Here is a 13,814-nt window from a genome sequence, read left to right as displayed (position 1 = left end):
AGGTCTAGTCGCTCATGATCGGAAAAAGTTACCCGGTCGAAGCAGGCCGACCGCACCGATCACAGGACCGGCCCACTGGCATACGCCGCCCTCAGACGGCGCGCCGCGAGGGCTGCACCTTCCGGCACCACCGACGCGCTAACCACGGCACTCACTTCACGTCTCGGTTTCGGAGCCGAGACGGGGGGTTCCACGATCTCGGTCCGCCGTGCGACACCCGCGGCGGTAGTACTGCGGAGCTGGTCCCGAGCCTCGAGCGGACTCAACCCGGCCCGGTCGACGACGTCCAGCAGCATGTCCCCGGCTGCTTTGAGGACTGGGCGGTCTGCGGGGTCGTGCGCGAGCATCGCCGCGATCGGTGCCACCAGTTCGGAGTTCAGGCCACTCAGATCCGGAAGTTCGCGGGGAGACTCGATCTTGCGCATGAGGTCGAACTGGGTCTTCGCGTTGGTGAACGGATAATGCCCGGTGGCTGCGAAGAGCAGCGTCGCACCGAGGCCGAAGACATCCGCCGCGGCCGTCAGCGGCGCCTGCTGTACCTGCTCAGGCGCCATGCACACGAGCGAACCGAGGATCGTGCCAGGGCGCGAGATCCTGCCCGAGTCCTCAGCTTGCGCGACCTTCGCCGCGTTCAGCAACGCCAGGCCGAAGTCGATGACCTTGGGGCCGTCCGCGGCGAGAACAATGTTATGCGGTTTGAGATCACGGTGCAGCAGACCGGCCTGGTGGATGCTGGTAAGCCCTTCCGCTAGCACCGCACCCATGATCGCGACCATGGCGGGCCGGAGCACACCATGGTCGGCTACCCAGGACCGCAGTGTCGCCCCAGGGACGTACTCCATCGCCAGCCACGGCCGTTCCGCTTCGGCATCCCCCTCGACGAAGGACGCCGTGCGGCTGCCGAACACCGTCTTCAGCGCTTCCATCTCGAGAGCGAAGCGTGCCCTGTCCTCGGCATCGAAATCGAGGACGCGGATCTGCTTGACCGCGACCTGCTCACCGGCGGGTGAAATCCCCAGGTAGACGACACCCATACCGCCTTCACCGAGCAGCTCGGCTATCCGGTAGGGCCCGATGATGGCCGGTATGCCGGTTTCGTCCGCGGTCAAAGCGCTCCTCAAGTCACTGGGAAGGTCAAGGCTGCCAGATCACACGCCCAGCTTCGACCCGATGTAGGCGACTGTGGCCGCTTGTTCCTCACGACGAAGGCGGAAATGCAGCCTGCCGGCACGCGGCGTGAACCTCGCGTGCATATCGAAGACGCGGACCTCCCCATCGAGATCGGTGAACTCGCACAGCCTTCTACGCTGCTCGTGCTCCGTCGTGATCTTGCTGCGCCACAGAGGTACCGCCTCGTTCCGAGGCGTCCAGGCAGCCAGCGCCTCTTGGATCTCGATCAGCCGGGTGCGCACGGGGACCAGCCAGTCGGCAGGCAGCCGACCAAGATCGTCCTCGACCCTGGGCAGGAAGTTCAGGGACGGAAAGTACTCCGCACGCGCTTCCCACAGCGCGCTCCCGGTGCCGATCGAGGTCAGCCCGCCCCTGGCCAGCCACGACTCGTGCACCAGGACGTGGTTCTGTGCGGACGCGTGCGGAATATCGACCTGATCCTCAGCCAAATCACCGTCAGTGACCAGCATGTTCCGAGTCATCGTGACCCGCTCGGCCAGCCAGTCCGGTTCGGTCGGCAGACTCACGGCCAGGCCCTCGACCAAGTGCGCGACCCCGAGGCCGCGCGCCGCCCGCCCCTTGTGCAGATACTCCAGCTCGTCCTCCGGTGGGGAAAGCTCATCGAAGGTGACCGGAGCACGAGCCTGCATGCTCCGGATCAGTCGCCACAGATCCTTGTTCCGGGCGTCGTTGGCCCACCTGGCCATCGGATATCCAGCCGCGAGCTCCACCGACGGCAGTCGCTCGGGGCTGAGCAGCACGCTGCCGGGCCGCACGACACGGGCTTGCTTGAGCGCGCCGACGAACTCACGCATCGCCTTGTCCACTTGATCGGCTTGCAGCACCGTGGCACAAGACAACTCATTAAGGCACAGCCAGGTCGACATGTCGCTCCCCCGGTCGGTTCGTCAGTCGATCAGTTCATCGAGCGAGCGGTCCCATTCGTCGAAGAACCCGGCAGGCCAGTCGGACAAAGTGCCGTCCGCGCCGACTTTGGGAGTCTCGATTCGCTTCTGCTCCCGACCGGGCTGGAAATAGTGCAGGGTAACGTCGTCAGCAGGGAGAAGTCCCTGCTTGACCGCCACTCGAAGGCCATTGAGGACGTGGTCACTGTGCGACTCGATGATGAGCTGCGCGCCCGCGGCCACAGCCTGCGCCGCGAGCCGTGCCATCGCGGACTGGCCACGTGGGTGCAGGTGGGCTTCAGGGTTCTCCAGCAGGATCAATCCGCCTGGCTGTGCGGTCAGGCAGGCGACGATGATCGGCAGCACATAGGTCAAGCCGTAGCCGACGTTCGTCGGACGGTAAGGGTTGGATGAGGACAACCCGGCGGTGCCGAAGCTGAACGCCAGCCGCACCGTGTCGGTTCCGTCGATGCCGGTCGCCAGCAGATTCACCCCAGGACACAAGTGCCCGAGCCATGCCTCGACCTGTCGAAGCAACGTATCGGAAGCAGCTTCGGGGTGCAGCAGAGGTGAAGCCACAACGTCGTCCTGATGATGACGCAGATAGTTGACAGTGTGTTCGCCGCGCGCACCCAGGAATCCCCGCCGGATGGCGACATCGTGCGAGCGCGGGTAGCTGACCGCCGGGTTGATCCGGTCGGCGCGCAGGTATTGGAACGACGTTCCGAAGATCGACAGATCGTGAAGTTCGTCGACCCTTGGACCACTGACCAGCGGCAACAGGTCTTCTTCGGTGCCATAGGACGCTGCCCAACGCCAACTGCCGCCCCCGTCCCGCAGAGCTACCTCGATCGCGCCTTCGGCGAACTCGGTGGGCACCCACTCCTCATGCCGGACGTCACGGCCGACACCCAGCTCGACAAGGTCTCCATTGAGCAGGAAACCGCTTCCCGAGTCTTCGGGGACGAGAACTCCGGCATCGAACGACTGCCGCAGCAGGGCCAGCGCTTGCAGAGCCGTGCTCTTGCCCGACGAGTTCAGGCCGGTCAGCAACGTCAAGCCGCCGAGCGGGATCGAAACTTCGGCGAAGGCCTTGAAGTTGCGCAGATCAAGCTGTTTCAGCATCAGCGACTTCCATCATATCTACCGAAAAGTTCATCTACCGCAGCAAATCGAAGTCGAATCTTGGCGACATCTCCGGTGCCAACGGAAATCGCCGTCTCGAATTTATTGTCGGCGAACAACCCGATCATGGCCACATTGACCTCCGAACGACGCCTGCGCAATTCGTCCAACTGGAAAGGCGTACGGCTCGCCAAGTTCACGGCAACAGTCTCGAAGAGCGCCTTGTTTATCGGGTATCGACCAGACTGACCCTCGCGCTGCTTACGAAATGCATGCTTTCCGAAAATGTCATGCGCAGCCGTCATAGCCTTATGAAAGTCAGCCTCGACGCTACCGATCTCGTCGTCGGAGGCCTCGTTCACCTCGCTCATCGATTCCCTGAGAAAGCGATCAAACTCCTGCGATTTGTACTCAAGAAGATTGGCTCGATGGAATGCAATGAACCGGAGAACCATCTCCCGATCCGCCATACGTCCGGTCGCAACGCTACCCAAAGTGGCGTCGATAAAGGACTTCGATTCAGCAAGCTCTCCAAGTAACCCCCGAGCCTTTCCAGGAATCAACGCATGGCGCAACTCCTGCTGGGAGAGCGGGACTCCACCCGTATTGATACGGGCGAAAATGTTGAACTTGACCTCTTCCGGAGTTCCCCGGCGGATCAAATGCAGAACGACCTCAGTCTCCTCCAGCCGCGTCTTAAGCCGCCCAGGTAGATCTTGGAACGTATACCCATTTAGCTTGTCGAGGTAGTCCAGACCGCTCAGCTTCAAGGCGCCCAGACCCACAGCTTCAGGATCGACAAAACGGCAGATCGTGGTGAGCCGCTGAATCCCGTCAACAATCGCCCAGCGTTCGTCGTCCGTCTCGGCCGCATAGAAGGTCGGCAAGGGTATACGCAGCAGCAAAGACTCAATCAGTCGACTCTGGTTCACAGAGTTCCAGATACCGGCATGCCGCTGAAAATCCGGCGCGAGATCAATGCTGCCACGCCTGATCCGAGACAGGAGCAACGATACGGTGGGAGTACGGGTGACTACGTCGATCTTCTCCGGGTCGAAAGGTTCCTTGATCCACCCGCCTGAATCCTCGGAGATCAGCTCGACGTCCGAGTTGCGTCCACTGGAGTCCGGTTCCACCCTGACGTCATACGGGAATGCGAACTGCCCACCCGTGTACAACTCGTCCGTCATGTCCTCACGCCATCTCCCCGACCTGGCCAGAACGTTCAACCGATCACAGCCTATCGTAGATCGTCACAAGTACACGGGTGCACCTGCTCAAGGTCTTTGTCCATCACCGCAGGCGCCGGACGCGCGCAAGCACGCGGCGCGAAGCCATGAGAAGCGGGTACGGCACCCTGCTGATCGGCGTATCCTCCTGAGCAGGAGTTGATGCCCGCATATCGCTCCTACATCGACTTTCGTCCTGTTCCGCCTACCCGGTCATCCACCCGTTGCCGATGGCGGACTACCGGATATGGAACGCTGCGGGCATCCCGGTCGTTACAGGTCATGCAGCCGCAGGTCTGTTGAACTCGCCGGTCCAACACCATCTCGTTGACGTCACCGAAGGCAAAGGCCCTTCGTTTCAGACCTGATCGAGCAAGTCGTCGTCACCGTTGTCCGGCCCGTTTCAACGGCCCGCGGGACGCCCGTCCGGGTCGGTCAACGTGATGGCGCCACCCTGTGCCCACAACACCACGTCCGCCCGGTATTTCCCTTCACCGAGAGCGGCGAGATTACCGAGGCTGACCATCCGCGTGGCGGCTCCGCCTCGGTCGAACACCAGCAGATTGCCGCCCTGGACATAGTCCCCACTGTGCGTGCCGTCGCCCTCGACGGTGACGGGCCGTCCGAGTTCGCGTTCGATTCGCGCACCCGAAGCGGGACCGATGAGGATGTACACCGACGTCCAATCACCAGGCGCCAGTTCCTTGAGCGGCCGTGAACCGCCTGACCTGGCGAGGTCGCCGATCGTTTTCTCGAGACCCTCGTCGAATTGCACGGTCACTCCTGGAGTACTCGTGCGACAACCCGCCACGAGGGCGAGTAGGGCGAGCAGAGTCACTGTCAAGCGCATGGTCAGTATTGGTCAGGAGTCGCCGACGGTTCGCCAGAGTCGTGATGTTACTGCGCCCTGGCTTGTCCGTAGGCCAAGGCTTGTTCTTGGTTTCGCGGGTCTCACAGGCGACGCTTCGGTGGACGATACGCCGGAGCCAAGAGGACAGCCAGTGCGCGGATGACGATCACCTGCTCGGCGCAGTCCTCTCCTTGCGGGCTGATCGTGCTACCCAGCACCCCTCCTCCAACCTGAAGATTCTCACCTTGCAAGAACCGACATGCCACTCGATGCGGTGAATCATTTGCATACGGTGCCCCCGGAGGCGATTTGGGGAGTGAGACTGCCTCCGACCCCGAAAGGCCCCACAATGACATACTCCCCGTCGGACTTGGACGTGATCGAACGACAGTTCCTGGCATTGGCCGACGGCCCCCGAGCGTTGACGCTCGACTGCGCGGCGCTCGGCTGCGGTCTTCCCGCCGAAGCCAAACCCGTTGACGAGGTGCGAGTGCTGCTCCTCAAGCGGCAGACGAGCTGGGTCACCAAGGACGCAGTATGGCAGGACCTCGTAAGGCGGGCGCATGCGACGCCTGACCCATGGATCATCGTGGCCGCCGCCATGATGATGCCTGGTCTGAAGCACATCGGCGGCAAGCTCCGGGCACGTTATCCCGGTGACCGGAATGACCTGGATTCCGAGATCCTCGAAGGCTTCCTGCAAGCATTGGACCTCGCCGACGACGGAGCTCCGAAGGTGTACGCGCAGCTCTACTGGGCCGCGTTCCGCCGCGCGCATGAAGCGTGCAATCGCGAGACGCGGCTCGCGATGTCCCGTTCCGAACTCGACGACACCGTCGTCAGTCCGAGTCCGGCCGCCGGACATCCGGATCTTGTCCTGGCCGGCGCGATGCTCGAGGGCGCGGTGACCCCCGTGCAAGCGGATCTGGTGTCCGATGTGCTTCTGGATCACGACGAGCGCTCGGCGGCCGCGGAACGTCTTGGCATCAGCCGGTACCAGGTGTCATGTCAACTGGACTCGGCAACGCGCCATCTCGCCGGTTATCTGACCACAGGCCGTCCCGCGGCATGACACACCCGGGAGCCGTCGTCATGAGCATCTCAAACTTCCCTCCCGCGAAGATCGCCACGCTGAGTGAAGCGCAGAAGGCAGGGACCACCTGCGCCCGCTGCGGACGTGTCCCGCTCAGTCCGCAGAGCCTCGATGGCGCGGACCTCGTCGTTTGCGCGGACGAGCACGCGCGCGTCTGTACGGATTCCGTCTTCTGGCTAACCCCGCCATGCCCCTGGTGGTGTGGCTCCAGGTGGCACAGCGATCATGATCGAGGCAGCGACCGCCATCACATGTCGGAGTGGACGGGCAATGTCCCCCTTGTGCTGGAAGACGGCAACGAGATGGGCAGCGGCCTGTCATACCAACCCGAGTACGCGACCGTGCACCTTGTCCAGGGTGTGCGTGAAACCGAGCCGCGTATCTGGTGCGGGAAGGGCGAAACCAACCAGGGCTGGTACATGACTCCGGCCGAAACTCGGGAACTCGCCGCAACACTGAGCTCCGCCGCCGACATGACCGAGCGGCAAGCAGCCCCGCTGGCGGCGGCAAAAGCGTGCTGACCAGGCGCCCGGAGGGGCGCAACCGGAACTGTCGGTGCCCTCCCCATAATGGGATCGTGACCGCCGACCAGGAACCTCAGCCGTTCGCGCACCTCAGTGCGCCGAACGCTGCGCTCTATCGCGATGTCCTGTCGACGTTCGCGCGGGCGAGGGATCGGTTCATCGTGCACATGCGGCCGGAGGACGTCACGACGGACTTGAACCGGCCGGGTGACATCGAGCAGGTCGCGGACGCGCTGGACAAGCTCGTCGACTGGGGCAACTTGCGTGCCGATCCGGATACGAGCCGGGTGACCAGTGTCGCCGACTTCCATCGTGCCCGGTACCTCTACCAGCTCACGGCAGCAGGCCAGGCGGCTGAAGAAGCACTGGCGGTTTATGACCAGGCGCTGGGCCGCCGCGGGTCGCTGCAATCGGTGGCGTTGGAGGACATCGCCGCGCAGCTGCGTGCTCTTGTCGAGCTGGCGGGGGCACGGGAGCTCGACCCGGCGAAGGTGCATCTCCTGTTGCTCGCGCTCGCCGAGCGATTCACCGGTTTGGCCGACAACGCGCAGGCGTTCATGGCGTCGCTGCGCCGGGTCATCGATTTCGCCGACGGGGACGTCGAGGCGTTCGTCGCCTACAAGCAGCGGCTGATCGACTACGTCAACCGCTTCATCGCCGACCTCGCGAACCGAGGTGCGGAGATCGCCACGCTGTTGGGCAACATCGAAGACGGCGGGGTGCGCGAGCTCCTCATGATGGCCGCGAAGCGCGAGGCCGCCGATGTCGCACCTGATGACGACGATAACGCGGCCGCTATCGAAAGCTGCTATGCCACTTGGCAAAACCGATGGCGAGGGCTGCACGACTGGTTCGTCTCGGCAGACTCCCGGCGTCTGTCTCAGGCGCGACTGCTGCGCGGAGCGGCGGTCACGGCGATCACCCAGCTCATCGACACCGTGGCCGCACTCAACGAACGGCGTTCCGGACGATCCGATCGCTCGGCGGACTTCCGCACTTTGGCTCGATGGTTCGCGGAAGCCCCGGACGACAACGCCGCGCATCGTCTGTGGCGGACGGCGTTCGGACTCAATTCCGCGCGGCACCTCACGGTCGACAACGAAACCGTTGCCGCGTGGGAGGAAGAGCAGCCCGCGCCGAGTACACCGTGGCGGCAAGCGGCGGGAGTGCACATCAGCCCGCAGCTGCGCAGGACGGGATCCTACGAGCGGCGCGGCCAGCCCAACCGGGTCGCGGACCGCGCGGAGCAACGACGGATCCTGGCCGAGCAAGCGGCACTCGAAGCCGAGCAGGTCGCCGCGGCACGTGAACGGCTGGCGACACCGGGGCCGACACGACTGTCAGCGCTGGGCGAGCTCGACGCGCGGGCGTTCCGGCTCTTCCTCGGTCTTCTCGGCGACGCGCTCTCGGCCCGCGCTCCTGGCGATCACGAAGTCCGGACCACCACGAGCGACGGCACGATGGAGGTTCGCTTGACCCTCGTACGTGGCGGCGGAACGGTGAGCATCGACACCGAAGACGGGATTCTCCGCGGGCCGGAACACCTGATCGAGATCATCGACCTGATCGGAAACGGCCGGGTGGAGGCGATCGCGTGACCGCACTTGGCGAGGAATCCGTTGCGCAGAAGCGGAAGGCCCTGCGGGCGCTACTCGCCAAGCCGTTGTTGACAGCGGGAACGGATGACGAGGTACTGCGGTTGGTCCGACGTCATGCGGCGGATCTGCGCGATTGGCTGGCCACGGAGACAGGCTGGCGGCTGCTGGTCGGCGCCGAATCCGCGCGCTTGTTCAAAACCGCGCCGACCTTGAGCGATCAGACCCATCCGGCGAGGGACGGCAAGGGAAAGCCACCGTTCGGCCGTCGTAGGTACGTCCTACTCTGCTTGGCGCTGGCCGTCTTGGAACGAGCCGACGCGCAGATCACCCTCGGCCGCCTCGCCGAGGGCGTGCTCGCCGCCGCGGGTGAACCCGAGCTGGTCGACGCCGGCGTGTCTTTCACGATGAGCAGGCGTGACGAACGTTCGGATCTCGTCGCCGCGGTCAGGTTGCTGCTCTCCTGGGGTGTCCTCGAACGCGTCGCCGGCGAAGAAGACTCCTATCTGAGCGACAACGGCGACGTTCTTTACGACGTACAGCGCCGAGTGCTGGCCACGCTCCTGACCAGCGGCCGAGGCCCTTCGACGGTCAACGCCGCCGATTTCGAAACCAGGCTCGAGGAACTCGCCCACGAGCCTGTCGCCGATACCGATGACTTGCGCAAGCGAGCCTTACGCCACCGGCTCACCCGCCGCCTGCTCGACGATCCGGTCGTCTACTACGACGAGCTGGCCGACGACGAGCGCGCGTATCTCACCAGCCAGCGTCATGCGATAACGCACCGGATCGAGGCCGCTACCGGTCTGGTCGCCGAAGTCCGGGCGGAGGGCATCGCGATGGTCGATCCCGACGATGAGCTGACCGATGTACGCATGCCCGAGCAGCGCACCGACGGCCACGCCACCTTGCTCGTCGCCGAGTACCTCGCGGCGCGGAACGGGCCGGTGCCGATCGAGCGAATGCTGGCGTATGTCAGGAAGATCGCCCGTGAGCACGCCTCCTACTGGCGTCGCGGAGTCACTGAAGAAGGTGCTGACGAGGAACTCCTCGCCATCGCCTTACACAAGCTACGCGCGCTGCGGCTCGTCGAGGATTCCGCCGGGGATCCGTCGATGGTGCGCGCTCTGCCCGCGATCGGCCGCTACCGGCTCGACGCACCCACCATCCGGGAGAGGAAGACCGGGAAATGAGCTTGCCCATCCCGGACAAGGCCCGCTGGCAACCGCTCCGGGCAGGCCTTGTCGACCTTTTCTACTACGACCTCGAAGAGTTTCACTTCCACGACGGCCGCTTGCTGTTGCGTGGCAACAACGGAACCGGAAAATCCAAGGTACTCGCGCTCACCCTGCCCTTCCTGCTCGACGGCGAACTCTCGGCACACCGGGTCGAGCCGGACGGCGATCGCAACAAACGCATGGAATGGAACCTGCTGCTCGGCGGGAAACATCCGCACAACGAACGCCTCGGCTACACCTGGCTGGAATTCGGTCGCGTCCTCGCCGACGGGAGCGCCGAGTACCGCACGATCGGCTGCGGACTCAAAGCGGTCGCCGGACGCGGCATCGCCAGGCACTGGTTCTTCGTCACCGATCAGCGCGTCGGACACGATCTCTCCCTGGTGAGCCCGACCCGCGTGGCCTTGACCCGCGAGAAGCTCAAGGACGCCGTGGAGAGGCGTGGTCACGTATACGACACCGCATCGGAATATCGGCGCGCGGTGGACGAAGCGCTGTTCGGACTGGGAACGCACCGCTACGAAGCCCTCGTCAATCTGCTGATCCAGCTGCGGCAACCGCAACTGTCGAAGAAGCCGGACGAGAAACTGCTGTCCCGTGCCCTGACCGAAGCACTCCCGCCACTCGACCCGGCCCTCGTCGCCACGGTCGCGGAGGCTTTCCGCGGTCTGGACGAAGAGCGCGAAACCCTGCGTGCCCTCGCCGAGGCGAAGACGGCGGCCGAGCAGTTCCTGACGCATTACCGGCGCTATTCCCGAATCGCGGCCAAACGACGCGCTGCACCGGTACGCCATACCCACAGCACGTACGAAAAGCTCGGACGTGAGCTGGGTGAAGCGGAGGCCGCTTACGAAAAAACAACGCTGGCACTCGACGAGACACAGCTGTTGCTCGATGAACTGGCAAAAACGAAGACCCAGCTGGATACCCGGCGTGCCGCGCTGGAGAGCAGTCCGGAAATGCGGGACGCCGAAGCGCTGAAACAAGTGGGAGCAGAGGCCCAGAAGCTCGCCAGGTTCGCTGATCTGCGGAATCGCGACCTGCTGTCGGCCGCCCACAACCTGCGACGCCGTGGGGAAGAAGCCGAGACGGCGAAGCGGACGGCCGACACCGACGCGGAGACTTTGAAGCAGGCCAAGGGGATCGCGCAGGAGGCCGCAGACGCCGCCTTCGTGGCCGATGGTCATGCCGCAGTCATCGCCGACGAAGACGAGCGAGCCGGCCAGGCGCTCATCGAACGACAGACCAAGGCGGTCGATCAGCTGCGACGGTTGCTCGATTCCGCAACGCGAGCCGAAGCCGCCTTGCGTAAGGCACGCGAAGAGGTGGACCGGATCACCGCCGAGCAGCAGGGTGCCGCTGAGCGGATCACCGCGGCCGAGGAGAGTATCGCCGAACACGGTGCGGCACTCGTCGCCTCTTACCGGTCCTATCTGACGGACGCCAAGCACTTCGAACTGTCCGATATGGACACTGTAGATGAATTGCTGGACTCGCTGGACGCGTGGACCGAGACGATCGTCGGTGTCAACCCCGCGGCCTCGGCCGTGGAAGAGGCCGTACTGCGGGCGACCGCCGAACTCGGTCGCAGGCAAGCCGGCCTCGACGCCGAACGAACCGCGGCGGAAAACGAGCGGCGAGCGATCATCGACGAGATCGCACGGCTGGAAGCGGGCGGGCACGATGCTCCGCCAAGGCCCTACACACGCGACGAGGACGCACGGGCCAGCCGCCCCGGCGCTCCCTTGTGGAAGGTAGTGGACTTCGTCCCCAGTGTCGCTGAGGAGCACCGAGCCGGACTCGAAGCGGCGTTAGAGGCCGCGGGCATTCTGGACGCCTGGGTGACCCCGGAAGGTGAGCTGCACAGCACGCTGACCGGCGACGTGGTCGTCAAGCCCGGTGAGGCCGCGCTGTCAGGCGGCCTCACCGCTGTGCTCGCGCCCGCGGTGGACCGGGCCGACCCACAGGCTGCGGCTCTGACCGACGACGTGGTCGGTGCGATCTTGCGCGCGATCGGTCTCGGTCCCGGCGCGGACACGTGGGTCGCGGTGGACGGCAGGTTCTCCAACGGTGTGTTGAGTGGGTCGTGGCATAAGGACACGGCCGGCTACTTAGGTGAAGGCGCTCGCGAAGCCGCTCGCAGGGAACGGATTCACCGGCTGAAGGAAGAGAGCACCCGGCTGGATCAACGCCTTTCCGAACTGGCGAACGCTCAGGACGCCCTGTCCGTCCGGCGAGCCGCCCTTGTCACGGAACACCGGGCTCAACCCCAGGACAACGATCTCCGCGAGGCTCATGTCAAGCTCGCTAGCGAGCATGACTCGAAACACCGGATCGACGCCCGCCTCGGCGAAGCGGTCGCGGCTTCCGAAGACTGTGCCGGCCAGGCCGAGCAGGCTCGCGGACAAGCCATCGAGTTCGCCGATGATGTCGGTCTACCGACCGGCCTCGATGAGCTGGACCGAGTACGTTCCGCCGTCGGCGACTACCGAGTCGCCCTTGCCGGGCTTTGGCCCGCGGCACGGGCCTTGGCTCGGGCGAAGGCGGAATCAGCCAAGGCCGAGCACGAAAAGCGGATCGCCGTCGAGCACCACGACGAAGCACGAGAGCTGGCTGCCGAGGCCCGAAGCGAAGCCGAAGCCGTGGCGGAACGTTACCGAGTACTGGTGGAGACCGCCGGCGCGGGAGTCGATGAGCTGCACCGGAAGCTGGCCGCGGTCGCCACGGAAATGGAGGAGCGAGACGCCCGCGAGGAGCGGGTGCGGGAAGACGAACGGCGTTTGCTCGAAGAACGCGGCACGGCCAACGGGCGACGTGAGAAGCTCCGCGATTCGATCTCGACCGCCGTCGCCGAACGTGACCAGGCCATCATCGAGCTGCGCGCCTTCGCGACGACAGGACTGCTGATAACGGCCATTCCCGAATTGGCCGTCCCCGACCCGGACAAGGAATGGCCGCCGAATCCGGCTGTCGCCCTCGCGCGCGCCGTCAACGCAGAATTGGACGGCGTGGACGACGCCGACCGGCCGTGGGAACTGGTGCAGCAGAAGGTGTCCGCCGAGCACAAGCTGCTCACCGACGCGCTGTCCAGGCACGGCCATTCGGTCGGCATGACCGTACGAGGCGGGATCATCGTCGTCGATGTGCTGTTCCAAGGGCGCACCCAGGATATTCCGACGCTGGTGACCGCTTTGGAGATGGAGAACGAGCAGCGGGCGAACCTGCTTTCGGCGAAGGAACGGGAGATCCTCGAGAACCACCTCATCAACGAAGTGGCGGGCACCCTGCAAGAGTTGATCGTCAACGCCGAGGATCAGGTTCGGTCCATCAACACCGACCTGGAGGCCCGGCCGACATCGACCGGAATGCGTCTGCGGCTGCAGTGGCGGACCGCCCGGACGGCGCCCGATGGGCTCGACAGGGTACGAGACCGGTTGCTGCGGCAGACCGCCGACGCGTGGAGCACGGAAGACCGGACCGCCGTCGGCGGGTTCCTGCAGGAGCAGATCAACCGCGAGCACGCCGAAGACGCGGCAGGCGGTTGGGTCGAACAGCTGACCCGTGCGCTGGACTACCGGTCTTGGCACGAATTCGCGATCCAGCGCTACCAGGACGGCCAGTGGCGGTCGGCGACCGGGCCGGCGTCCGGCGGTGAACGGGTGCTCGCCGCACCGGTTCCGCTCTTCGCCGCGGCTTCCTCGTTCTACTCGTCTTCGGCCAATCCTCACACCCCACGTCTGGTCGCGCTCGACGAAGCGTTCGCCGGCGTCGACGACGATTCACGGGCCAAGTGCCTCGGCCTGCTCGCCGCGTTCGACCTCGACGTCGTGATGACCAGCGAACGCGAATGGGGCTGCTACCCGCAGGTGCCCGGTCTGGCCATCGCCCAGCTCGCGCGGCGCGACGGTCTCGACGCGGTATTGGTGACGCCGTGGCGTTGGGACGGCCGCGAGCGTGTCCAGGAAGAACGGCCACTCCCCTACGTGCCGAGTGCTTGATGGCCGATCTTGATCGCCTCCGCAGGCTCTTGGGCGGTGAAGAGACAGCGTGGTTGCTCGACCGCTTACGCCGTCGGATGGTCGCCG

The 13,814-nt window shown here is 64.9% G+C and carries 10 protein-coding genes; 5 read left to right on the top strand and 5 right to left on the bottom strand.

The annotated features are described in order from the left end of the window. Positions 1-59 precede the first annotated feature (59 nt). The 5 genes from ACFWIW_RS08670 to ACFWIW_RS08650 form a co-directional block, all read right to left on the bottom strand. Positions 60-1,109, bottom strand: a complete 1,050-nt coding sequence (locus ACFWIW_RS08670; RefSeq protein WP_378367861.1) for a serine/threonine-protein kinase — start codon at positions 1,107-1,109, stop codon at positions 60-62. Positions 1,110-1,148: 39 nt separating this feature from the next. Beyond that, positions 1,149-2,057: a hypothetical protein gene (locus ACFWIW_RS08665; RefSeq protein WP_378367860.1), complete on the bottom strand. Its 909-nt coding sequence runs from the start codon at positions 2,055-2,057 to the stop codon at positions 1,149-1,151. Positions 2,058-2,078: 21 nt separating this feature from the next. Next, positions 2,079-3,200, bottom strand: coding sequence for a DUF3696 domain-containing protein (locus ACFWIW_RS08660; RefSeq protein WP_378367859.1), 1,122 nt, complete (start codon positions 3,198-3,200; stop codon positions 2,079-2,081). Beyond that, positions 3,200-4,390, bottom strand: coding sequence for a DUF262 domain-containing protein (locus tag ACFWIW_RS08655; protein WP_378367858.1), 1,191 nt, complete (start codon positions 4,388-4,390; stop codon positions 3,200-3,202). Before ACFWIW_RS08655 ends, ACFWIW_RS08660 begins: the two co-directional genes overlap by 1 nt. A 442-nt stretch (positions 4,391-4,832) precedes the next feature. Further along, a complete protein-coding gene (locus ACFWIW_RS08650; RefSeq protein WP_378367857.1) occupies positions 4,833-5,204 on the bottom strand; it encodes a hypothetical protein in 372 nt (123 codons plus the stop codon). A 451-nt stretch (positions 5,205-5,655) separates the two neighbouring features. On the opposite strand from ACFWIW_RS08650, the gene ACFWIW_RS08645 reads away from it, so the two are divergent. From ACFWIW_RS08645 to ACFWIW_RS08625, 5 genes are read left to right on the top strand one after another with little or no spacing between them, the layout of a single operon-like run. Further along, complete coding sequence (locus tag ACFWIW_RS08645) at positions 5,656-6,351, top strand: hypothetical protein (protein ID WP_378367856.1); 696 nt, start codon at positions 5,656-5,658, stop codon at positions 6,349-6,351. Positions 6,352-6,371: 20 nt separating this feature from the next. After that, entirely contained in the window at positions 6,372-6,893 is a 522-nt protein-coding gene (locus tag ACFWIW_RS08640) for a DUF6907 domain-containing protein (RefSeq protein ID WP_378367855.1), read from the top strand. A 56-nt stretch (positions 6,894-6,949) separates the two neighbouring features. After that, on the top strand, positions 6,950-8,494 hold the full coding sequence (locus ACFWIW_RS08635) for a TIGR02677 family protein (protein ID WP_378367854.1): 1,545 nt from the start codon (positions 6,950-6,952) through the stop codon (positions 8,492-8,494). Then, positions 8,491-9,684, top strand: a complete 1,194-nt coding sequence (locus ACFWIW_RS08630; protein ID WP_378367853.1) for a TIGR02678 family protein — start codon at positions 8,491-8,493, stop codon at positions 9,682-9,684. The genes ACFWIW_RS08635 and ACFWIW_RS08630 overlap by 4 nt, the downstream gene beginning before the upstream one ends. Beyond that, on the top strand, positions 9,681-13,727 hold the full coding sequence (locus ACFWIW_RS08625) for a TIGR02680 family protein (RefSeq protein WP_378367852.1): 4,047 nt from the start codon (positions 9,681-9,683) through the stop codon (positions 13,725-13,727). The genes ACFWIW_RS08630 and ACFWIW_RS08625 overlap by 4 nt, the downstream gene beginning before the upstream one ends. The last annotated feature ends 87 nt before the right edge of the window (positions 13,728-13,814 follow it).

Source organism: Amycolatopsis sp. NPDC058340 (assembly GCF_042723975.1).
GTDB lineage: Bacteria > Actinomycetota > Actinomycetes > Mycobacteriales > Pseudonocardiaceae > Amycolatopsis.
Note: the sequence above shows the minus strand (reverse complement) of the source record. Positions and strands in the feature narration are given on the sequence as shown.

Bases quoted from the DNA above. Each gene is read 5' to 3' on its own strand.
- ACFWIW_RS08665 (WP_378367860.1), bottom strand. From the start codon at position 2,057: ATGTCGACCTGGCTGTGCCTTAATGAGTTGTCTTGTGCCACGGTGCTG.
- ACFWIW_RS08625 (WP_378367852.1), top strand. From the start codon at position 9,681: ATGAGCTTGCCCATCCCGGACAAGGCCCGCTGGCAACCGCTCCGGGCA.
- ACFWIW_RS08660 (WP_378367859.1), bottom strand. From the start codon at position 3,200: ATGCTGAAACAGCTTGATCTGCGCAACTTCAAGGCCTTCGCCGAAGTT.
- ACFWIW_RS08640 (WP_378367855.1), top strand. From the start codon at position 6,372: ATGAGCATCTCAAACTTCCCTCCCGCGAAGATCGCCACGCTGAGTGAA.
- ACFWIW_RS08655 (WP_378367858.1), bottom strand. From the start codon at position 4,390: ATGACGGACGAGTTGTACACGGGTGGGCAGTTCGCATTCCCGTATGAC.